The 20,520-nt window shown below is 45.2% G+C and carries 22 protein-coding genes; 12 read left to right on the plus strand and 10 right to left on the minus strand.

Annotated elements, in window-relative coordinates:
* Nucleotides 1-1,815, plus strand: a 1,815-nt coding sequence (locus tag R7H07_RS10575; RefSeq protein WP_318128763.1) for a glycoside hydrolase family 18 protein, incomplete at its 5' end; no start/stop codon positions are given.
* 168 nt (nt 1,816-1,983) lie between these two features.
* On the opposite strand, the gene R7H07_RS10580 is transcribed toward R7H07_RS10575, so the two are convergent.
* Together R7H07_RS10580 and R7H07_RS10585 are read right to left on the minus strand one after the other, a co-directional pair.
* Nucleotides 1,984-2,841 (minus strand): alpha/beta hydrolase, encoded by an 858-nt coding sequence (locus tag R7H07_RS10580; protein ID WP_017633823.1) that lies wholly within the window; start codon nt 2,839-2,841, stop codon nt 1,984-1,986.
* Between the two features lie 128 nt (nt 2,842-2,969).
* On the minus strand, nt 2,970-3,560 hold the full coding sequence (locus R7H07_RS10585; protein WP_005374416.1) for a TetR/AcrR family transcriptional regulator: 591 nt from the start codon (nt 3,558-3,560) through the stop codon (nt 2,970-2,972).
* Between the two features lie 250 nt (nt 3,561-3,810).
* Between R7H07_RS10585 and R7H07_RS10590 the strand changes: the two genes are divergently transcribed.
* On the plus strand, nt 3,811-4,836 hold the full coding sequence (locus R7H07_RS10590; protein WP_182016063.1) for an acyltransferase: 1,026 nt from the start codon (nt 3,811-3,813) through the stop codon (nt 4,834-4,836).
* 420 nt (nt 4,837-5,256) lie between these two features.
* Complete coding sequence (gene nhaD / locus R7H07_RS10595) at nt 5,257-6,687, plus strand: sodium:proton antiporter NhaD (RefSeq protein WP_005374422.1); 1,431 nt, start codon at nt 5,257-5,259, stop codon at nt 6,685-6,687.
* A gap of 37 nt (nt 6,688-6,724) precedes the next feature.
* Here the strand turns inward: nhaD and R7H07_RS10600 are convergent, their stop codons facing one another.
* Complete coding sequence (locus tag R7H07_RS10600) at nt 6,725-7,120, minus strand: GFA family protein (protein ID WP_017821038.1); 396 nt, start codon at nt 7,118-7,120, stop codon at nt 6,725-6,727.
* Nucleotides 7,121-7,321: 201 nt separating this feature from the next.
* On the opposite strand from R7H07_RS10600, the gene R7H07_RS10605 reads away from it, so the two are divergent.
* Complete coding sequence (locus R7H07_RS10605; RefSeq protein WP_005374427.1) at nt 7,322-7,930, plus strand: YitT family protein; 609 nt, start codon at nt 7,322-7,324, stop codon at nt 7,928-7,930.
* 72 nt (nt 7,931-8,002) lie between these two features.
* Here R7H07_RS10605 and R7H07_RS10610 read toward each other — a convergent pair whose 3' ends face one another.
* The 3 genes from R7H07_RS10610 to R7H07_RS10620 all read right to left on the minus strand — a co-directional run bounded on the left by R7H07_RS10610 (nt 8,003) and on the right by R7H07_RS10620 (nt 10,768).
* Entirely contained in the window at nt 8,003-8,821 is an 819-nt protein-coding gene (locus R7H07_RS10610; RefSeq protein ID WP_065275581.1) for a hypothetical protein, read from the minus strand.
* Nucleotides 8,822-8,921: 100 nt separating this feature from the next.
* Complete coding sequence (locus tag R7H07_RS10615) at nt 8,922-9,404, minus strand: methylated-DNA--[protein]-cysteine S-methyltransferase (RefSeq protein WP_025768736.1); 483 nt, start codon at nt 9,402-9,404, stop codon at nt 8,922-8,924.
* Nucleotides 9,401-10,768 carry an AlkA N-terminal domain-containing protein gene (locus tag R7H07_RS10620; RefSeq protein WP_206959532.1) on the minus strand — a complete coding sequence of 456 codons (1,368 nt, stop codon included), beginning with the start codon at nt 10,766-10,768 and terminating at the stop codon, nt 9,401-9,403. The genes R7H07_RS10615 and R7H07_RS10620 overlap by 4 nt, the downstream gene beginning before the upstream one ends.
* A gap of 194 nt (nt 10,769-10,962) precedes the next feature.
* Here R7H07_RS10620 and R7H07_RS10625 point away from each other — a divergent pair, with 194 nt between their 5' ends.
* From R7H07_RS10625 to R7H07_RS10635, 3 genes are all read left to right on the plus strand, one after another.
* Entirely contained in the window at nt 10,963-11,166 is a 204-nt protein-coding gene (locus R7H07_RS10625; RefSeq protein WP_017633816.1) for a hypothetical protein, read from the plus strand.
* A 324-nt stretch (nt 11,167-11,490) separates the two neighbouring features.
* The gene (locus tag R7H07_RS10630) at nt 11,491-11,934 is read left to right on the plus strand and encodes a DoxX family protein (RefSeq protein ID WP_025768734.1); all 444 of its coding nucleotides are present in this window, start codon (nt 11,491-11,493) and stop codon (nt 11,932-11,934) included.
* Nucleotides 11,935-11,943: 9 nt separating this feature from the next.
* On the plus strand, nt 11,944-12,639 hold the full coding sequence (locus R7H07_RS10635) for a pirin family protein (protein WP_065275579.1): 696 nt from the start codon (nt 11,944-11,946) through the stop codon (nt 12,637-12,639).
* Between the two features lie 81 nt (nt 12,640-12,720).
* Here the strand turns inward: R7H07_RS10635 and R7H07_RS10640 are convergent, their stop codons facing one another.
* Complete coding sequence (locus R7H07_RS10640; RefSeq protein WP_005374436.1) at nt 12,721-13,614, minus strand: LysR family transcriptional regulator; 894 nt, start codon at nt 13,612-13,614, stop codon at nt 12,721-12,723.
* Nucleotides 13,615-13,763: 149 nt separating this feature from the next.
* Here R7H07_RS10640 and R7H07_RS10645 point away from each other — a divergent pair, with 149 nt between their 5' ends.
* A complete protein-coding gene (locus tag R7H07_RS10645) occupies nt 13,764-14,117 on the plus strand; it encodes a DUF413 domain-containing protein (RefSeq protein ID WP_005374439.1) in 354 nt (117 codons plus the stop codon).
* A 147-nt stretch (nt 14,118-14,264) separates the two neighbouring features.
* Here the strand turns inward: R7H07_RS10645 and R7H07_RS10650 are convergent, their stop codons facing one another.
* The gene (locus tag R7H07_RS10650) at nt 14,265-14,516 is read right to left on the minus strand and encodes a DUF3081 domain-containing protein (protein ID WP_005374440.1); all 252 of its coding nucleotides are present in this window, start codon (nt 14,514-14,516) and stop codon (nt 14,265-14,267) included.
* A 374-nt stretch (nt 14,517-14,890) separates the two neighbouring features.
* On the opposite strand from R7H07_RS10650, the gene nagB reads away from it, so the two are divergent.
* Nucleotides 14,891-15,691, plus strand: a complete 801-nt coding sequence (gene nagB / locus R7H07_RS10655) for a glucosamine-6-phosphate deaminase (protein ID WP_005374441.1) — start codon at nt 14,891-14,893, stop codon at nt 15,689-15,691.
* A 90-nt stretch (nt 15,692-15,781) separates the two neighbouring features.
* On the opposite strand, the gene R7H07_RS10660 is transcribed toward nagB, so the two are convergent.
* Nucleotides 15,782-16,648, minus strand: coding sequence for a glycerol kinase (locus tag R7H07_RS10660; RefSeq protein WP_065275578.1), 867 nt, complete (start codon nt 16,646-16,648; stop codon nt 15,782-15,784).
* A 154-nt stretch (nt 16,649-16,802) separates the two neighbouring features.
* Nucleotides 16,803-18,029 (minus strand): sodium/glutamate symporter, encoded by a 1,227-nt coding sequence (gene gltS, locus R7H07_RS10665; protein ID WP_065275577.1) that lies wholly within the window; start codon nt 18,027-18,029, stop codon nt 16,803-16,805.
* 413 nt (nt 18,030-18,442) lie between these two features.
* On the opposite strand from gltS, the gene R7H07_RS10670 reads away from it, so the two are divergent.
* Genes R7H07_RS10670 through R7H07_RS10680 form a run of 3 tightly spaced genes read left to right on the plus strand, consistent with a single transcriptional unit; the run spans nt 18,443 to nt 20,498 of the window.
* Nucleotides 18,443-18,814, plus strand: coding sequence for a GntR family transcriptional regulator (locus R7H07_RS10670; RefSeq protein WP_005374444.1), 372 nt, complete (start codon nt 18,443-18,445; stop codon nt 18,812-18,814).
* Entirely contained in the window at nt 18,811-19,668 is an 858-nt protein-coding gene (locus R7H07_RS10675) for an ABC transporter ATP-binding protein (protein WP_005383221.1), read from the plus strand. The genes R7H07_RS10670 and R7H07_RS10675 overlap by 4 nt, the downstream gene beginning before the upstream one ends.
* Entirely contained in the window at nt 19,668-20,498 is an 831-nt protein-coding gene (locus tag R7H07_RS10680) for a membrane protein (RefSeq protein ID WP_017633815.1), read from the plus strand. The genes R7H07_RS10675 and R7H07_RS10680 overlap by 1 nt, the downstream gene beginning before the upstream one ends.
* Nucleotides 20,499-20,520 lie beyond the last annotated feature (22 nt).

The following is a 20,520-nucleotide window of genomic DNA, read 5'->3' on the forward strand; positions in this document are numbered from 1 at the left end:
TACAGCACGCCTATCAAGGGTAACTACGCAATGCTAATGGCATTGAAACAACGTAACCCTGATCTAAAAATCATCCCATCGATCGGTGGTTGGACACTGTCTGACCCATTCTTCGATTTCGTGGACAAGAAAAACCGTGACACATTCGTCGCATCAGTTAAGAAGTTCCTGAAAACTTGGAAATTCTACGACGGTGTTGACATCGACTGGGAATTCCCTGGCGGCGGCGGTGCAGCAGCCGATAAGGGCGACCCTGTAAACGATGGCCCAGCATACATCGCACTGATGCGTGAACTGCGCGTAATGCTTGATGAATTAGAAGCTGAGACAGGCCGTACTTACGAGCTAACGTCCGCTATCGGTGTCGGTTACGACAAGATTGAAGACGTAGACTACGCAGATGCAGTTCAGTACATGGATTACATCTTCGCAATGACTTACGACTTCTACGGCGGTTGGAATAACGTTCCTGGTCACCAGACTGCGCTTTACTGTGGTTCATTCATGCGTCCTGGTCAGTGTGACGGTAGTGGCGTTGATGAGAACGGCGAACCGTACAAAGGTCCTGCTTACACAGCAGATAACGGCATCCAACTTCTTCTTGCTCAAGGCGTTCCTGCGAACAAGCTAGTACTTGGTACAGCAATGTACGGTCGTGGCTGGGAAGGCGTAACTCCAGATACACTCACAGATCCAAACGACCCAATGACAGGTACTGCTACAGGTAAACTGAAGGGCAGCACAGCGCAAGGTGTTTGGGAAGATGGCGTAATTGACTACAAAGGCATTAAGTCATTCATGCTAGGTGCAAACAACACTGGTATTAACGGCTTCGAGTACGGCTACGATGCACAAGCAGAAGCACCATGGGTATGGAACCGTACTACGGGCGAGTTGATCACATTTGATGACCACCGTTCAGTGCTAGCAAAAGGTAGCTACGCGAAGTCTCTTGGTCTTGCTGGTCTATTCTCTTGGGAAATTGACGCGGATAACGGTGACATTCTAAACGCGATGCACGAAGGTATGGCTGGTGGTGTGGTTCCTCAACCAAACCGTAAACCAACCGCAGCCGCTGGCGCAGATCAATCGGTAACAGGTCCTGCAAATGTGGTTCTAGATGGCAGCCTGTCAAAAGACTCTGACGGCACCATCGCAAGCTACGCTTGGGAACAAGTATCTGGCACAGCAGTGGTACTAACAGGTGCAAACACAGCGAAAGCAAGCTTTGATGCAGCAGAAGTTACTGTTGAAGAGCAATTAACTTTCAAGCTGACGGTGACTGATAACGAGGGTGCAACGGCATCTGACCTCGTTGTAGTAACAGTGAAACCAGCAGGTGTTGTTGACCCAGTGAACAGCGCACCAGTAGCACAAGTTGTTGCTCCAGCAACAGCAAACGCTGGTGACGTTGTGGTTGTAGATGCATCTGCGTCTAGCGATGCAGACAACGATACCCTGACATTCAACTGGACTCTACCTCAAGGTCTGAATGCAACGGTTGAAGGCTCTAAAGTCACGTTCACTGCTGCGGAATACCCGCAAGACACAAGCTTAAGCTTCACTGTAAGTGTGAGCGACGGTAAAGCGTCTTCATCGGCAAGCGCGACAGTGGTTGTTGCACAGCACGCAACCGATCCGAACCCTGGTACTTGTGACAACGCATGGGATGCGAGCGCAGTGTACACAGGTGGTAACCAAGTGACTCACGCAGGTAAAACGTGGGAAGCGAAATGGTGGACTCAGGGTGACGATCCTAGCCAATCTGGCGAATGGGGCGTTTGGAAAGAAGTTGGCGTAGCTAACTGTAACTAACTTCAGCCTTGCAGACGTTCTGCTAAATAAACAAAGGACAGCTTCGGCTGTCCTTTTTGGATTTAACCTCTTAACGAGAAGAGCAACACCAGAGACGAAAAAGTCTGAGGTGTTACTTTCAAATCGAATTAGCGCAAAACGGAGCGAATCAATCAGTAAAAGTAAGGGTTACCAAGCACTATCGAGCAAACGGTCAAAACTACTGAAGACTTGCTCACACTTCATCACTCGACCATGCCCCTGACCTTGTGTTGTCACTAACTCAACGTTTTTAATCTCTTCAGCCGCTTTTGCCGAGACACTGTATTTGGTGAACTTATCTTGCTCATCATGAATAATAATGGTGTGAGACGGACGCTCAGACAAACGCTTCATCGGATCAATGGACTGTAAAGGATAACCAAATTGGTCTTCAACTTCTGAAACCACAGCATTAAAAAGCTTCATCGAGTAACCGGAACGCGCAATGCTACCGAATAAGTTCTCTACGTAATTTAATACCGGAGCAATAAGCAGCAAAGGCTTGTTTTCTAATTTGCTGTGTCGGCACTCAAGAGCAGAAGCGGTGCCCATGCTGTGCCCAACTAGGCCAACAATATCCTCGACCGTATCCAACACATCTTCCAATCCTCTGACAAACCCCGGAATGTGCCCATACTGCCCCTCACTCTCACCATGTGCCGGATGATCGTACGCCAAAGCAGTAAACCCTTTCGACGCAATATGTTCCATCAGTGGATAAAACTGACTTGCCGTGCCAGACCAACCATGAGTTAGCACCCAAATAGGTCCAGAGCCCAAAGTATAGGTTTTGATGATGCCTGCATGCCCTTTAATTTCACCTTTGATAAGCCCTTGAGGTTCAATATTTTTAGGTTGCGTACGAGCCGGTGTCAGAAGAAGCTTGCGCGCGGTCTTCTTTGCATGTGACGGGGCCAGTGTATGGTGTAACCGAGTACTAATGTTCACCAAACTGCGCTTAATACTGAAACGTTGCGATGTATTAAAGTAAATTTTTTCACTCATAATCATGTCCTTAACTATCAGCTTTGCACAAAATAGAACGGTCGTGCTTTTTATACTGATAAGAAAGAGCGAACTCAGCCGCTCTTTGTGATTTTATGTCTACGAATCTGGGAAGCGAATAACCGATATTAGCCTTTCCAGCGAGAAAATAAGTTGTCGATCCCTTGCCAAAACAGACGCAAGCTTTCTTGCTCACCTTTAATTGAGTAAAAAACATGCGCACTCAAATAGAGACCGTACAAATCAAACGTTGCTTGGCGTGTATCTAAGTCTGCTGCAAATTCTTGCTTCTCTTTGCCTTTCGCTATTTGGATCTCCAAATAACTCAGCCAAGTGTCTATGGATTTACGCAGTCCGGCCTGAAGCGGGCAATCTTTATCTGCCGTATCATTCCAAGCGTCAAGAAACATACAACTTCCTTGGAATGCGTGATTCCAAGTCATCCAAGAGTCGAGCAACCCTCGAATTTTACGCTCGATATTGCCATCCCCGAGTTCTCGAGCAGGCTCAATAACCCGATCAGCGAACACTTTATTGGCGTGATCAAGCACCGATAGCTGTAAATTCAACTTCGAATTAAAGTGGGCAAACAGACCACTTTTCGACATACCGCATTGCTTGGCTAACTCTCCAATCGTAAGACTTTCTAATCCGTCTTCGCTGGCGATCTCAAAAGCCCGCTGCAGAATAAACTCTTTTGTCACTTTTCCTTTTTGCATAGTCTTATTTTTAGCACGATCGTTCTTTTTTGCAATCTCGAGTTAACTGGTCTAACCATTATTCAGTGCTATTTTCGACTCACGAATCAGGTATTGATTGCGTTAATAGGTTAATAATTAAGAAGTTTGAAGTAAGTCTTAATTTTCAAAACAGCTTCAATGTAAGCGCAAGTCTGTTGACTTTTTCACGTATTACTTCAGTAACAACCTGCTATTTTCACCTAAGTTTTTTATTTAGGTAAACAATGTAATGGCAAAGAAACAAAAAATAGCCAGCTTAGAGTTTGCACGTATCATTGCAATGCTTGCGATTGTGGGTTTGCATTGCCAGATGGCACTGACGTACTGGCAGTGGGATGGGATACCATGGGTTGGCTATATGCTCAACCAACTGGCTCGTTTTGCTGTTCCGCTGTTCTTTCTCATCTCGGGTTATCTAATCCAGCCGAAGTTGAGTCATTCACCTATTGATACTCTTAAGAACTACGCCAAACCGTTAATGAAGGTTTGGCTCATTTGGAGCATGATCAGTTTACTGATGCCATTCCAATGGCAGACGGTCGCTGAGGCAGGGTATCTCGCAGAAAGGCAAGGTTATTGGGGGTACCTAATGTCAACCCCGATCAATTCACTCATCGAAGGCGGACTCGTTCATCTGTGGTTTATTCCGGCTCTGGTCATTGCCGTAGCGTTAATTGCCTTTCTCGTGCATATCAATATGGCGCAACTGATACTGCCAACCGCAGTATTGCTATACATATACGGTGCCTTTGCTGGCAGTTACGCGACCATTACCGACCTGCCAGCGCCTTTCTTTACTCGTAACGGGCCTTTTTTCAGCACGTTGCTAGTTGCTCTAGGTTATTTCGCACGAGAAGTGCAGTGGCGGTGGTCGCGAAACAATACGGTTCGATGCATTATTCTTGGCATGGCACTGCATTTTGGTGAAGCTTACTGGCTGATGCAACATGACATCGCTTTCAACTCGCACGACTTCCTATTCGGTACCGTTATCTGGGCTGTAGGTGTCTTTATGTGGCTTTTGGCTCACCCTCATTTTGGCGACATGCCTTGGGTCTTCAAACTATCTCCTTGCGTGTTAGGAATATATGTTAGCCATCTGCTTATCATAATTGTCATGATGAATGTCGCTGAATTTATCGGGCTGCAACACCTCGCGAAAGATGTGTTTATTTATCCTGCAACGATTGTTGCAACCATACTGCTTGTGAAAGCAATTGACGCTTCACCGTTGAAAAAATGGCTCCTACGCTAAATGCATTCAGCTCTAGATATAGCTAGCTTTAACTCAAAAGGGTTAGAGCTAGCCAGTTAAAAATGAGATTTCTCTCTCACTGACCAATTTTTGACTTTCTAATCCTTCAGAATTTGCTTTCACTCACAAAAAACATTGTTCATTTCCTTTAAATTGGCTCGACTATTACAACATTGCTCATTAAACGGAGGCTGTATGTGGGCAGGTCAAGGACTCGTTCCTTTTTTAGAGATTAGTCACTGGTTAACTTACGGTTTATATGCCGCTGCGGTTTTATTCGGCGCAGCAAGCATTGCGTCACTCAGAAAATAGTGGCGCACACTATCATTTCCTAACTCCTACTGTTAATTCGAGCTCTCTCACAACTAACTCATTCATTTGTGGCTAATATTTCTCCAACCAGACAAAGGAGAAATGTCTATGCCAATCTATCCAATTGTGGCTTTCTGCTGTTTGTTGTTCTCTAGCGCCACCTTTGCTGCATCAACCAATGAACTGAACCTTGTTAATTCTGGTGTCGGTTACGCGGCTCTGATTATCTTTTCGATCGCTTACATACTGGTTATGTTGGAAGAGTATCTGAAAATGAGAAAATCCAAGCCAGTGCTGCTCGCTGCAGGATTAATTTGGATTCTGATTGGCTACACCTTTGCTCAACACAATCAGCCTGAAATCGCCAAATCCGCACTAGAACACAACTTGTTGGAATATGCCGAGTTGCTGCTGTTTTTGCTCGTGGCGATGACTTACATCAACGCAATGGAAGAACGCAAACTCTTCGATGCCTTACAGGCGTGGATGGTTGGTAAAGGTTTTGGATTCAAAAAGTTGTTCTGGCTGACGGGGTTTCTCGCTTTTGTCATTTCACCGATTGCCGATAACTTAACTACGGCCCTTTTGATGTGCGCTGTAGTGATGAAAGTCTCTGGTGATAATCCTAAGTTCGTCAATCTTGCTTGTATCAACATTGTTATCGCAGCCAACGCTGGCGGTGCATTCAGCCCATTTGGTGATATTACAACCCTGATGGTGTGGCAGGCCGGTCATGTCAGCTTTGCTGAGTTCATTCCGTTGTTTGTACCGTCATTGGTGAACTACTTGGTTCCCGCATTTTTGATGTCACTTTTTGTTCCAAACACAAAACCGAATACGATTCACCAACACGTTGAGCTAAAACGCGGGGCAAGGCGTATTGTCGCGTTGTTCATTTTGACGATTGCCACCGCAGTCTCTTTCCATGCTGTGCTGCACTTCCCACCCGTTATGGGCATGATGATGGGCTTGGCGTACTTACAGTTTTTCGGATATTTTTTGCGCCAAACTCTCAAACACTCACTCGCAAAAAAAGCAGCTATGGCAATTGCCAATGGCGATGATCAGGCATTGAAGCGCTTAGGCTCAGTGGTTCCGTTTGATGTGTTTCATCGTGTGTCTCGAGCTGAATGGGACACCTTGTTGTTCTTCTACGGTGTTGTAATGTGTGTTGGCGGTTTAAGTTTACTTGGCTACCTCGAACTGGTTTCAAACGTCATGTACACGCAATGGAACCCAGTCTGGGCAAACGTAATGGTTGGTGTCCTATCTGCAATCGTCGATAACATTCCGGTTATGTTTGCTGTACTGACCATGGAACCAAGCATGTCGATGGGCAACTGGCTACTGGTCACATTAACCGCAGGTGTCGGTGGCAGTTTGCTTTCCATTGGCTCCGCGGCAGGCGTCGCTTTAATGGGAGCCGCGCGTGGACAATACACCTTCTTTGGCCACCTAAAGTGGGCTCCCGTCATCGCCTTGGGTTATGCCGCCAGTATTGCGGTACACTTGTGGATGAATAGCGGTTTATTTACTTAAAAGCACAGACAATCAGGTGCTTAACTTGCAATACAACCTAGCGGTCGGATGGATGGTTAACGCCATCCATCACCTCAATCGCTCCCAACTCATATGGGTTGACACCCTCTAAGCAGCCGACATTATAGCCATACTCACTCGGGTCAGAACGACGCTGATGGTGCGTATAAATACCGCACTCGCCACAGAAAAAGTGCTTCGCAGTGTGTGTATTAAATTGATACTGCTTCAAGACGTCTTCGCCTTGCACAATACGAATACCGTTCAAAGGTACAGATGCGACAATCGCGCCACGACGTCGACACATAGAACAGTCACACCGTCTCGGTTTCTCAATACCATTGGGTAACGCCAGTTCCAACTCAACTTTTCCACAGTGACAACTCAGTCGATGTAATGTGTTGATTTGGGTGTTGCCAACTTTCTTAATCATAACTTTTCCTTGCTGTTTTTCTATCTGTGTACATTATGTTAAACAGGTTAATATCATCATAATCTCGTCCAAAAACTCGACATCCATCACTTTTCGCGACATTTTATTGGCCGATTTGTTAGTTGCTATTTTGGCGACTGTCTATCGCGTCCGTGAGACGTGTTGTCTCCGGCGCGGTCTTTAAACCAAGGAAATTAATTTATGGACAAAGATCATAGCCTAAGAGAGAACCTCTTGGCTCTGACGCTCGGCAGTGCGTTGGTGTCACTTGGGGTGATATTTTTTAGCAAAGTAGGATTGCTCACTGGCGGTACGGCTGGCTTGGCGATCTTCCTAACCAAAGTGAGTGACTTCAGTTTTGGTCAGATATTTTTCGCTCTTAACCTCCCTTTTTATATTTTATCTGTGATGCGCATGGGTTGGCGCTTCACTATCAATACCTTTATTGCGGTTTCGATTGTCTCTTTTGCGGTCGATCATCTGCATCATGTGATTGAGATTTCACGAATCGAACCTTTCTATGCGGCACTTTTGGGTGGTGGGCTGATTGGAATCGGTATGTTGGTAATTTTCCGTCACAAAATGAGTTTGGGTGGCTTTAACATTCTAGCGTTGTACCTTCAGGAACGTTTTGGAGTTCGAGCGGGTAAAGTTCAAATGGCGTTAGATTGTGCCATCGTGGTGATGTCACTGTTCATTGTAGATGTGCACCTTATCGCTCTATCTGTTCTAGGTGCCATCGCAACGAACTTGATTTTGGCGATGAACCATAAACCAGGACGATACCAAGCAAAAGCGCAAGCAGCATAATCATCGCTGCATAGTCAACAACCCTAAAGCCCCCAGCCAGTCACTCGGGGCTTTTTTCATTCAACGCTAAGATCACGTCAACGAGCTCGTTTTGCAGTGCTGCTGCATCTCTTCATCCAATTTAGCTTTATATTTCTGACTAAGATGGAAGTGTACTTGCATCAACAAGTCATGTGCGTGGAACAGCTCAAACGCGTCGCTACCATTTTGCTGACAAATAGCCTCACAGCGCTCAGCATGCACTTTGGCTTCTTGCGGTTTATCCGCTTTAAGCAAGCTCATCGCTAAGCGATACTCTGCGCGCTCTTCTTGCATCCAACCCCCTGCCACTTTCCAATAGTCTAGCGCGAGTGTCGCTGCTTCTAACATCTTCGATTTTTCCATGCACGTGCGCTCAGCCAGCGCTTCGTACTGACATGCTAAGTTGTTCGCAGTGATCGCGATAGCGCGCGCTAATGGCCCTTCTGCATCGTTCGGCGTCGTTCCTAACGCTGCCTTCACCAACCATTGACTCGCCAGTTCAAGCTGAACAAGTGCAGAAAGTTCATTCGAAATCAAAGCGTAAACTCGGCGTTGTTCTTGCTCTTCCAATAATTCCATATTGTCAGTGCCATCTACGAAATAGCGCGCAACGGCAATACTGCGTTGAAATGCAAAACTCTCGGCAACCTTGCGTTCATCAAAGTGCTCTAAACAAGTAAGAAACTGTTCTGGGCACTGGAGATGCCCAATAGCGGTATGCAGCATCAATGCGAATATTCGCTCGATTTGGGTAACGTCTTCCACCTCGCTCAGAGCCGTTTCTAACTGAGCATAAATTTGTTCGGGATTTTCCTCGTGATGCTGCCAACACTCACTCATGAAGGCATCAAAATCCGTTTTGAAAGGCATGTCCTTATTGTCCTTTTTCTGTTCGTATAACGAACATGAAACTCTACACTATCGTTCCCCCTGTGTAGCACGCTTAATCCCAATATGAGAATCGCCTCACTTAAAGCGGTGTACCTTGCTCCAACGCGAGCAAACGTTGCTTGCGCTCCACTCCACCTGCATACCCAGTCAGTTTTCCGCTTTTGCCAATAACGCGATGACAAGGCACCACGATAGAAATCGGATTCTTCCCATTTGCTAACCCAACAGCACGCACAGCTTTAGGGTTACCTATCGCATTCGCGAGATCTTGATAGCTCCACGTTTCCCCATATGGAATGGTCGTTAGTGCCTGCCAAACTTGATTTTGAAAATCAGTGCCTGTCGCTGCAAGGGGCAAGTCGAATTCGTTGCGCAGACCAGCAAAGTATTCATCCAGTTGGGTGACAGCTTGGCGCAAGACCGGATGCTGCTCGTCTCGCACCCCCAGCTCAATCGGCTTAGTGGTGCATGTTTCAAACCAAATGCCAAGTAAGCCCTCAGCGTTCGATTGGATAGTCACCGTTCCTAGTGGACTCGGCATTTCGGTATAAAATGTTTTCATGATTGATTCCATAAGTGAAACGTCGCGTAGCTTCCCCAAGGGGCCGCAGTGTGCGTATTCAGTGATGGGTAACGCTGCATCGCCTTTTTCACCACTAAGTCTTTATCTAGAAAGCAATCGGGTTGAGATTGCCCTCGCAGTTGAGCATAACTGACGGTCCAAGGTCCAATGCCTTTCAAAGCTAGCCACTGCTGGGGGTCAGCTTCTGAGTTGTCCTGCATAAACTGGGCGAAGCGCACTAGCGTCTCTTTACGGCTTTGCGGCATGCGCAAAAAGCTCACGTCGGCGTTCGCAATATCACTGGGAGTCGGGAAACAACGTTTTTCTGACTCTCCACTAAGTGTGGCCACCAATAAGTTAAGTTGACCAATCGCCGCTTTAACCGACACTTGCTGGCCTAAAATAGCTCTAACCCCTGCTTCCCATGCATTCCATACACCAGGAATACGAATACCTTTACTCGACACGAGCCCAGGCGCGACATACTCCAAATGCTGCTCAACAGTACAAATATCAGCGTCAAGATCGAACATACGACGAATGTCAGACACCAAGTTTTGCAGCTTCGTTACGTCTTCAATTTCAAACGCCAGTTCTAAGTATCCTTCACCTTTTGTCGCTTTAAACCAGGCTTTGCTGTCATCCAAAAAAACGTTGCGCTGATAACTCTCATCACTCACCAGCTCAACTCCCTCAACCGCTCGCAAACGATAGAAGTCCAACATGTGCGACCAATTCAACTCACCTCGATAAGGTAAGGCAATTCGATTACAACCCGCACCATCAAACTCTTTACGGCGTACTTGAGAAGGCGTTAGTTTGAGAAACTTTTGAAAAGCATCGTTAAAGCGGCGCGTACTGTTAAAACCTGACGCAAACCCCACGTCGGTGACCGACATAGAGCTGGAGTGAAGCAACTGTTTGGCGAACATTAATTGCTGATATTGCGCATACTGCTTGGGTGACATACCTAAATACTGCTCAAACAACATACGTAAGTAACGGTCAGAAATCCCAACACGCTCAGCCAACTCAGACACCGAATGGTGATGCAACTCCCCTCTATCAATTAACGAAATCGCTCGTTGAAAGGTCGTCTCGACACCTTTCCATGCCCAAGATCCAGGCGCGCTATCAGGTCGACAGCGTAAACACGGACGATACCCTGCTTGAAGGGCTTGCGTCTTATCAGCGAAATACTCAACATTTTCTTCTTTAGGCAAATTTGCCGGGCAAATCGGACGACAAAAGATTCCCGTTGTTTTTACCGCCACATAAAATCGCCCATCAAAACGACTGTCTCGCGCGACTCGCGCCTTGTTACACTGCTCGAAGGTCAGTGAGGTATGGGGGTGAATAAACATAGTGCTTTCCTTGCTCATGCCTTTTGTCATTTATTGTTCATAGGCATCGTTCAATATAGTGTTATTGTAGCTTGCTTAAGCGCCCACAATTAGCCATTTTCGGAACTCAATATTGAGATTTATTGGCATTAGCGCTTTTGTACACTAAAGTTAGATCCAGAACATCACAACAACGTCGGCTAAAGGGAATTGGCATGGACTTACATACTTGCGTAATTGTATTAAGAAACCAAAAGGTTATTACCAGTAAATCCGTAGATCATTCTATTGGAATTATCGAACGAGACTCAGATAACGAGATCTCAGAAATTCAGATTAATGCGACGGATGGACGTAATATTCGAACTTATCACTACAACAATGTAGAGGAGTCATTAGAGAGCTTAATGAACCTCTGACGGTTTTCTTTAACACACCTTTCTCCCTTGTTAAAAGCGAAAGCAATAGAGCACAGTACATGTGCTCTTTTTTGTTTAACAGAAAAAATGTTTATCGAAAATAATGACAGACCTTGATTTAAAACAGACAATAATCTGCAAATAAACACTCGAATATAAAAATCAAGGCATTGATTTAAATAAATAAAAACCAACTATTCAATTTTTTAGAACGAGTTTATCAAAATCCTCCCGTTATTTTTATGTTCGCCTCTACCTAAACTGTTCTCAACAGCACGGGAGCACACGCTTCCCACTCATTGAAAAGAGTCAGAGGACAGAATCATGAAAGCACTATTACAGAAAATTACCACGTCAAACGAAGGTTACAGCGCACTATCACTTCGCGTTCCAATCGGCATTATCTTTATGGCGCACGGCGCACAAAAACTATTTGGCTGGTTTGGTGGCTACGGGCTAGAAGGCACAGGTCAGTGGATGGCATCTATCGGTTTAGGTCCTGGCGTGCTCATGGCGTTACTTGCGGGCAGCGCAGAGTTCTTTGGCGGCTTGTTCATTTTACTTGGTCTGCTAACTCGACCAGCAGCGGTTGCTTTGGCGTTCACGATGGTGGTAGCGATATTCTCTGTCCACTTTGAAAATGGCCTATTCATGGCAAACAACGGTTACGAGTTTGGCTTAGCATTACTGGCAGCAAGCGTTTCTCTGGCGTTCTCTGGCGCAGGTAAAGCAGCGTTAGATAACTTTTTAAACAAAAAGCTCTCTTAAGGAGGCCTTATGATTACGGTAAGACATGCAGCAGACCGAGGTCGAGCAAACTCTGGCTGGCTTGATAGCAAACATACGTTTTCTTTTGGTAGCTACTACGATCCTCAACATATGGGCTTTTCTGAGCTGAGAGTCATTAATGACGATGTAGTCAAGCCTGGCGCGGGTTTTGATACACATGGCCACCGTGATATGGAGATCATCAGCTATGTGTTGGAAGGTGTTATCGCACACAAAGACAGTGAAGGCAACGTCAAAACACTACCTGCAGGTGAATTCCAACTCATGTCGGCAGGGAAAGGGATTTACCACAGTGAGTACAATGCATCGAACCAAGATACGCTGCGGTTTCTACAGATTTGGATTCAACCGAACACATTTGGAACCAAGCCAGGTTATCAGCAAAAAGATTTTGGTCGCAATCCTGGGTTAACGACTATCGCAACTCCAACTGGAGAAAACGGCACGCTACTTATTAAGCAAGATGCGACTTTGCATCAGTTAATTCTTGAGCCAAGTAGCGAACTAAACTTTGAGATTGAGTCGGGCCGAAATCTATTCATCCATCAAGTGACTGGGAGCCTTAGTGTCGACAATACCACTTTGACGGCTGGCGACGGCGCGAAGGTTGAACACCAGAGTAAGGTTGTTTTGCGCAATACATCAAACGAAAGCACAACAGCCCTGTTGTTTGACTTACCATAACTATCGATTCATCGAGATAAAAACAAAGCCGCCTTGATTTCTCAAGGCGGCTTTTTCGTTTTTCTGACTTTTCATTCAACGCTATTCGTCGGAAGTGCCAGAACCAATTTGCTGAAAACTGTAAGCGGTCAGTGGATCGATCTCTTTGACAATTTCTTCCACTTGCTTAATCGCGTCTACAGACGAGCTAGCTTTACGATAGCTCAAATAGATAGGGCGACACCAATCTTCTACTCCAGACACCTTGTGAAGCTGCCCATTAGCGATAAATGGCTCCACGAGAGAGATTGGTAAGTACGCGGCTCCACCCTTCTCTAAAATAAAGTCCAATGCGATACGCGCTGTTGAAGTGCGTAAATATGGAGCCGGAATCTTAGGGTGACGTTCAGAATGCTCTGAGGAGAAACGCGTCCCCCAGTCAACGTACACATATTTGTTTTCGAAAACGGTGTCTAAAGAATCTTTCTCAGTTGATACCAGAACGAGAACAACATCTGCCACTTTTTTACAGTTAAGCTCATCAGCTTTGATCTGATCGAACGCAAATGCCATATCTAACGTGCGCTCTAGCAAGCTACGACTGAGCATCTCACGTCCCATCACTTCTGCCATGAAGCCATAACCACCAAACGAATCTGTGACGACACTTAAACAATTCTGTAAATAAGCGTCCCAAATGTTTGGCGTGCCACCTAACGTTAGTTGCAGCGCTTTGCCATCTTCAAGCGATAATTCTAGCTTCGCTTGTTGCAATGTAGTGACCATTACCTCGGCATAGCTGATTAAGCGCTCACCTGCAGAGGTCAACTTTATGTTATTTCGATCACGAATAAACAATTGCGTATCGAAGTAACTTTCCAATTGTTTGATACGTGCGCTCACAGCGGCTTGGGTAATATAAAGGTTCTCAGCAGCACGTCCGAAGTGACGAACTCTTGCCAGCTCTAAAAATGTTCGAAAGACTTTTACATCCATAAACCATCTCCTGGTTAATATAAAACCAGATTAACAACTAATTAAAATCATGACGACAAAAAAGTTTTGTTTTTCTTTTGTTAGATTTAAGCCTAATTTTCGCCGTAAGTTCACTACATTCATCAATAACGGTTACAGAGGCTGTTGACATGTCTGACACTGAATTCCGTCATGGCAAAAAACGTTTTTACGATAACGTAAAATTCCCACGCGGCTTTGCAAAGTCTGGCGATTTTACTCTTTCAGAAGAGGAAATCCTAACAATTTATGGGGATACAATGCTTGGCTTAGAGTCAGGCGAATTAACACCTGAAAACAGCGAAGAGAAACACTTCATCAAGGTGTTAGAAAACCCGGGCAAAGCAAAAACAAAACTTGAGCGTACGTGGCTAAAGTACACCCAACTTGCTCGTGGTCGCAAGCGCTTCCATACGCTAAATGGTCGTAACAAGCCTGACGCCACAGAAGAATACATTGAAGAGAGTTTGGTTGAAGACGATTAATAACCAATAACCTAATTCTCGCCTTTTTCTAGCAGTAGGCGAAAGCTCGTTTGACTTTACTGAGCGAGCAAGACAAGCTCATTTCTTCTCCTAAAGCCCAAGGGGGCATTCTCCCAAGGGCTTTTTTAATATTTGGGTGATGACCGTTTACTTGGCGAGCGTCGCAATCTTTTTCAGAAAGCTCTCTTTCAAATGCTCTTGGTCATATTCCAAGTGATAGGTGTTGTGGAAGCCAATTTTTAGCTCAACACCATTCCCTCTCAAGAAAACGTTGTACCCATCGTAGTCAGAAAACGCTTCTACACCTTCATACATTTTACCAAATTCGGTTGGCGTACCGTTGTTCATCACACATTCGTAAGCCTGTAGTACTTTGCTCGGATCTAACTCATTTTTCATACCGAATTCCTCACTGGTTTACACATTTCAATTATGGTTAAAGAATGAGCGCCATGCCATATCTAACCCATAATATTTGAAGTTCGTGTGCGATTTCGCACTCTGTAGGTTGTTAAAAAACAAGGTTAAGTGCGAAGGCAGAACTTAATTTAGATCATAAATTTTATCTATTGATTCGTCAGTTTCATAATGCAATTTCTTTGTAAAAAATCGTCTTATAAAAGCATTTAGATATAAAAATCGTCGACAAAACCAACATTGGTTAAAGAAAAAGCAAAATTTTGACCTAAAACAATAGCAGTTCGCCATTACTTATTTTATAATGCGAATTAATGTTTCAGTACATCGTCAATTCCAATAACTAGGGGCACAAAATGAGACTTATCCCGTTAACTCGAGCAGCACAAGTAGGTAAGTGGGCAGCTGCGCATATCGCTAAGCGTATCAACGACTTTAAACCTACTGCTGAGCGTCCATTCGTTCTGGGTCTACCAACTGGTGGCACTCCTCTAGCAACCTACAAAGCCCTAATCGAGCTTTACCAAGCCGGCGAAGTCAGCTTCAAAAACGTCGTGACTTTTAACATGGATGAGTACATTGGCATCCCTGCGGATCACCCAGAATCTTACCGCTCGTTCATGTACAACAACTTCTTTAATCACATTGATATTCAAGAAGAAAATATCAACCTACTGAACGGTAACACAGACGATCACGACGCAGAATGTAAGCGTTACGAAGACAAAATTAAGTCTTACGGCAAGATCAACCTGTTCATGGGCGGCGTGGGTAACGACGGTCACATCGCGTTCAACGAGCCAGCGTCATCTCTTTCTTCTCGTACTCGCATCAAGACCCTCACTGAAGACACTCGCATTGCGAACTCTCGCTTCTTTGACGGCGATATCAACCAAGTGCCTAAATACGCGCTGACTATCGGTGTTGGTACGCTTCTAGACTCAGAAGAAGTGATGATCTTGGTCACTGGCCATAACAAAGCTCAGGCACTTGAAGCAGCCGTGGAAGGTTGTGTAAACCACCTATGGACAGTTTCTGCTCTTCAACTTCACCCTAAAGCAGTGATCGTATGCGACGAACCAGCTCAACAAGAACTGAAAGTGAAGACAGTGAAGTACTTCTCTGAGCTAGAAGCAGAAAACATCAAAGGCTTTTAACCCATAGGATGGCAGCCTAGAAACACACTAAAAATACAAAACCCGTGTTGAACACGGGTTTTTTCTTATCTGAACAGCGGGCTTAAGTCGTCAATAAGCTTTAATACCAAACTGACGAAGACGCTTAGGAAGCACTTCATCCAACTTGTCTAGTTCACTCGGTTCGACTTCGATAAGATTGAAATGATGCTGCTCATAAACAGTACGAATGGTCTCACGGTCGGCCTGAGCCATCTCCCCATCGTCACTTCCCCAAAATTGCAAATAGACTTTGCCACCTGGCAAGTAAAAATCGCTAGTGACATCTTGGTCAATCGGCAACTGACGCTCATAAGCGTGCACAACACCAGCCAAGTACAGCCAGTTGTCGATGAGCAACTCCCCCTTAGAGCGTACGTAATGCCCATCTAATGTTCGGTGCTTGGCTTCAAATTTTTGGCGAAAGCTTGAGTACGATTTATCCGTAGAATGTGACTCCGCGTCTTGCCCTAAAAACTCAATGACAGACTGCTTAAGACGCTTGTTACGCAGCACCACATCGTGCCATACGACAAAGGTATTTTGTGTTTCTTTATCGGTTCTTTGCTGTCCACCAGCGCGCACACCAGCTTCAGTGACACTCCATCCCTCTTCGGATTTGGTCAACCAACCCAGTTCACTCAAAAGCTGATTCATGCGCTTCGCATTCAATTTCAGCTTTTCACCCAGTTGTGTCGCGCTCAATGTTTTTCCTAAGCTGGGAGTCAGCTCAATATGTAAGTTGGTCGGCCAGACGATGAACTGGCCAAATTTAGGGTGATCCACATACTCACCGCCAAACTTTGCCCCTTCTTCGGTCAAAATCCACTTTTCATCTTGGCGAACGATGTAGCCTGCACGTTTGAGATCGGCAAACAGCAGCTTAGCTTCTACCTTGCGCATTTTCGCTAATGCCGACGTCGATATTTTTTCAGACATGTGGGTACCTCATGCTGCTGCAAAATTGAACACTATGTCGTCATAGTAACGCATTGATTTCACGGCTTGAAGTCAGGCAAACAAGATTTCGTGTTACAAATAGCAAAGCCAGCGTATAGGTGCTGGCTTTGTTATTTCGGTAAAAAAGCGAATGTTATTTAATAAAAGCGATGCATCCTTGCAAAATCACTAAATTCACAATGTCGATGAAGAATGCACCGACAATTGGAACCACCATAAATGCTTGTGGTGATGGACCATATCGACTCACGATGGAGCCCATATTCATGACCGCAGTCGGTGTAGCACCTAACCCAAAACCGCAGTGTCCGCTAGCGATCACCACCGCATCGTAGTTGCCTCCCATCATGCGGAATGTTACGTAGTAAGTGAACATCGCCAACACTGCCGACTGAATAGCAAGAATAATAAGGAATGGGATCGCAAGATCGAAAATATTCCACAATTTCAAACTCATCAAGGCCATGGCAAGAAATAGAGATAGTGCAACCGTGCCAAGAATATCAACGGTTTCTAAATCAACCTTGCGCGCCTTCGTCACTTCCATGATGTTAGTGATAACAACACCAATAAACAGCGCATAAACAAAATCGGGAATCATTAACCACTTGATGTCAAAACTGCTTACCCAGCTCTCGAGATACTTCGCGCCTGTCACGCAAAGTAGAATGATGGACAAGCTTTCAACGACTCTTTTCGCTGTGACACGATCTTCCTCATGTTCGTTGTACGTCACCAGTTCAGGGAAACTCTGATGACTTTGATTGGTGCGTCCGTATTCCGATTCCAAGTTGTGTTTGTTTAGTAGCTTTTGTGCAACAGGGCTGCCAATAATCCCGCCCATCACCAAGCCAAATGTAGCAGAAGCCATTGCCACCTCTAGAACATTATGCAAACCATACATTTCTTGAAAAGTTTGCGACCACGCAGCTCCCGTTCCATGTCCGCCAGAAAGCGTAATGGATCCGGCGATCAACCCCATGAGTGGATCTAACCCCAACGCTGTTGCTAAGGACACGCCGACCGCATTTTGGATAAGAATGTAGACCGATGCCACAACTAGGAAGATGAAAACCTTCGCACCGCCTTTAATCAGTTGGGTGTAATTTGCCGCTAAGCCAACGGTTGCAAAAAACATCAGCATAAAGACGTTTTGCAGTGGTAAATCAAAGGAAACATCCACACCGTTTAAGTGCATCGTCGTGATGACGCAAGCGACCACTAGACCACCAACAATTGGCTCTGGAATATTAAATTTTTTTAAGGTTGGTAACTTGGTATTGATGAACTGCCCTAAAAACAACACGCAAATTGCGACGAGGAACGACTCCTGTGGGCCGATAGATATTACCTGATTCATGAGACCTCTTTACTCTACTCTTTCTCATTCATTGAGCACGCGCTCAACGTGAGATAGGTGCCTAAGCCAGTCAGATTGCCTCTCGAAACTTTTGTTTTCTAGGCCTCTTTGACCATTGATTCTCATCAAGTAAGAAATAGGCAGACCTAAAATTATGCTAATTATCATTCAGTGAGAATATTCATTTAGAACAGGCGATAAGTGTATTGATGGGAAGAGAAAAACAACACTTCTCAACTTATGAGAAGCAATTAATTTCCATATAAAACAAAACCTCAAAACAACGACCACATAGGTGGATATTTAGAGCGAATAAGACAGGCGGATACACTAGGTTTTAAATTATTACTTTCTCTCTAACGCACTAGGTGTTATACATATATATAACACCATCTCAACCAAGAGATTCACTCATGACTAATTGGCATGATCGCCAACCGATATTTCGACAGTTGGCAGACCAGATCACGCAGCAAATACTGCAAGGTGTCTGGCAAGAAGGCGATGCTCTGCCCTCCGTCCGTAGCATCTCTGCAGATATGAAAATTAACCACCTCACCGTTATGAAAGGCTATCAATTGCTTGTTGATGACGGGCTAGTGGAGAAAAAACGCGGTCAAGGTATGTTTGTCGCTTCAGGAGCAAAGCTCAAATTACTCGCAGACGAGAAGGCACGTTTTCTTCAGCAACAAATTCCGCAGATAGCCGACACAATACAGCGTCTGGATATGTCACTCGACGAATTCATTCAACAACTAAAACCACACTTGAAAGGTGACCAATGAGCGCATTAGTCAGTGTAAACAACGTCTCCAAGCAATATCAGCAACAAGGAGAAGCACTGCATGAAGTGAGTTTCGACCTACATGCAGGACAAGTACTTGGCTTACTCGGCCATAATGGCGCAGGTAAATCAACGCTTATTAATGCCCTACTCGGTGCACATGAATATCAGGGCACTATTCGTATCAACGGATTTGAACCTATTATGCAACGCGACAAGATAATGCAGAGCTTATCCTACATCTCGGATGTCAACGTTCTGCCAGATTGGATGACCGTTGCTCAACTGCTTAACTATACCGAGGGCGTGCATCCAGGGTTCAATCGCGCCCAAGCAGATACGCTACTTCGTCAAACGGACATCAAACCTCGTGCGCGCATCAAATCTTTATCCAAAGGGATGAAGGTGCAATTACACCTCGCGATTGTGATCGCGACCAACACCCAAATCCTCATATTGGATGAACCGACACTCGGGTTAGATCTCGTGTATCGCGAGACGTTTTATCGTCACTTATTGGAATGGTTTCACGACGGCGAGCGCGTGTTGATCATCGCCAGTCATGAAGTATCAGAGATTGAGCACTTGCTGACAGATGTTCTGATTCTTAAGCATGGTCGCCCCGTTCTGCAAACCTCGATGGACAGTATCAGTGAAGACTATTTCATTCTTGAAGCCAACGACGAGCACCGCACACAAATTGAAGCGATGAACCCACTCTCGTCACAAAAAGGCCTCGGTTCAACGAAATGGTTACTCAAAGCCCAGTATGCCCAACAAGCAGAAACAATGGGTTCCATCCATGGGGTGAAGTTAGCGGATCTATTTTTAGCATTGCAGAAGGAGGCAGCGTAATGCGTTCAGTTGTCGCGATGTTGCAAAAAGAGTGGTTAGAAAACCCTCTTGTTTTACGTATTCCACTGTTTGTGTTGGCGTGTGGAGTTATTCTCTTTGTGAGTTTAATGAGTAACGATACTCTACAACACAATATGTTTTTCCAAATGAGCTTTGGTGGCGATGTCAGTGACATTCACAGAGAGCTTGGTGATGACGTCAATATGTTGATTACCGGAGGAGCAGGGCTGCTGTCTATCTTGTTAGCCGTTCAGTACTTCCCAAGAACGCTACGCAAAGAACGGGCGGAAGGCAGCATTATGTTTTGGCGCAGTATGCCTGTCAGTGACATAAAAACCCATTTAGTGAAGCTAGGGTTTGGCTTATTGGTGATTCCGCTCGTCTGCTCGGTGCTCGTACTCGCTGCAAATTTAATGTTGTGGTTGCTGAACATCTCTACTGATCACCAATTGGCTTTATTGTACCGCCAAGCCTCGTTAGGTTACGTGCTGCTGCATTGGGGAGAGTTTTTAATCAGAATGTTGTTCGCCGGTATTCTGCTGTTACCGCTGGCATTAACTGCGATGGCTATTTCACAAAAAGTGAACTCACCACTGGTCATTTTGTTTATCGCCATTTATGCGCTACGTTGGATGCCTATCGCACTTTTTGGTTACTACGGGCTAGATCACTTTTTCTCCGAAGTGCTTTACCTTCCGCTGCACGCCATTATTACACCAAACCCATTCAATACCATTCCTCAAGCGGGTTGGTTAAACGTTGGCATTTACGCCTTCATTGGTATTCTTGGTTGGACAGCTAGCCTCAAGTTCAGCCGAACCATTCAATAATCCGTCGTCCGATAAACGGCCA

Source organism: Vibrio sp. Vb1127 (assembly GCF_033338735.1).
GTDB lineage: Bacteria > Pseudomonadota > Gammaproteobacteria > Enterobacterales > Vibrionaceae > Vibrio > Vibrio alginolyticus.

Coding starts and splice junctions, on each gene's coding strand:
- R7H07_RS10630 (WP_025768734.1), top strand. CDS start 11,491: ATGAAAGCACTATTACAGAAAATTACCACGTCAAACGAAGGTTACAGC.
- R7H07_RS10670 (WP_005374444.1), top strand. CDS start 18,443: ATGACTAATTGGCATGATCGCCAACCGATATTTCGACAGTTGGCAGAC.
- nhaD (WP_005374422.1), top strand. CDS start 5,257: ATGCCAATCTATCCAATTGTGGCTTTCTGCTGTTTGTTGTTCTCTAGC.
- R7H07_RS10620 (WP_206959532.1), bottom strand. CDS start 10,768: ATGTTTATTCACCCCCATACCTCACTGACCTTCGAGCAGTGTAACAAG.
- R7H07_RS10625 (WP_017633816.1), top strand. CDS start 10,963: ATGGACTTACATACTTGCGTAATTGTATTAAGAAACCAAAAGGTTATT.
- R7H07_RS10605 (WP_005374427.1), top strand. CDS start 7,322: ATGGACAAAGATCATAGCCTAAGAGAGAACCTCTTGGCTCTGACGCTC.
- R7H07_RS10600 (WP_017821038.1), bottom strand. CDS start 7,120: ATGATTAAGAAAGTTGGCAACACCCAAATCAACACATTACATCGACTG.
- R7H07_RS10680 (WP_017633815.1), top strand. CDS start 19,668: ATGCGTTCAGTTGTCGCGATGTTGCAAAAAGAGTGGTTAGAAAACCCT.
- gltS (WP_065275577.1), bottom strand. CDS start 18,029: ATGAATCAGGTAATATCTATCGGCCCACAGGAGTCGTTCCTCGTCGCA.
- R7H07_RS10645 (WP_005374439.1), top strand. CDS start 13,764: ATGTCTGACACTGAATTCCGTCATGGCAAAAAACGTTTTTACGATAAC.
- R7H07_RS10610 (WP_065275581.1), bottom strand. CDS start 8,821: ATGCCTTTCAAAACGGATTTTGATGCCTTCATGAGTGAGTGTTGGCAG.
- R7H07_RS10590 (WP_182016063.1), top strand. CDS start 3,811: ATGGCAAAGAAACAAAAAATAGCCAGCTTAGAGTTTGCACGTATCATT.
- R7H07_RS10580 (WP_017633823.1), bottom strand. CDS start 2,841: ATGAGTGAAAAAATTTACTTTAATACATCGCAACGTTTCAGTATTAAG.
- R7H07_RS10660 (WP_065275578.1), bottom strand. CDS start 16,648: ATGTCTGAAAAAATATCGACGTCGGCATTAGCGAAAATGCGCAAGGTA.
- R7H07_RS10585 (WP_005374416.1), bottom strand. CDS start 3,560: ATGCAAAAAGGAAAAGTGACAAAAGAGTTTATTCTGCAGCGGGCTTTT.
- R7H07_RS10615 (WP_025768736.1), bottom strand. CDS start 9,404: ATGAAAACATTTTATACCGAAATGCCGAGTCCACTAGGAACGGTGACT.
- R7H07_RS10650 (WP_005374440.1), bottom strand. CDS start 14,516: ATGAAAAATGAGTTAGATCCGAGCAAAGTACTACAGGCTTACGAATGT.
- R7H07_RS10640 (WP_005374436.1), bottom strand. CDS start 13,614: ATGGATGTAAAAGTCTTTCGAACATTTTTAGAGCTGGCAAGAGTTCGT.
- nagB (WP_005374441.1), top strand. CDS start 14,891: ATGAGACTTATCCCGTTAACTCGAGCAGCACAAGTAGGTAAGTGGGCA.
- R7H07_RS10635 (WP_065275579.1), top strand. CDS start 11,944: ATGATTACGGTAAGACATGCAGCAGACCGAGGTCGAGCAAACTCTGGC.
- R7H07_RS10675 (WP_005383221.1), top strand. CDS start 18,811: ATGAGCGCATTAGTCAGTGTAAACAACGTCTCCAAGCAATATCAGCAA.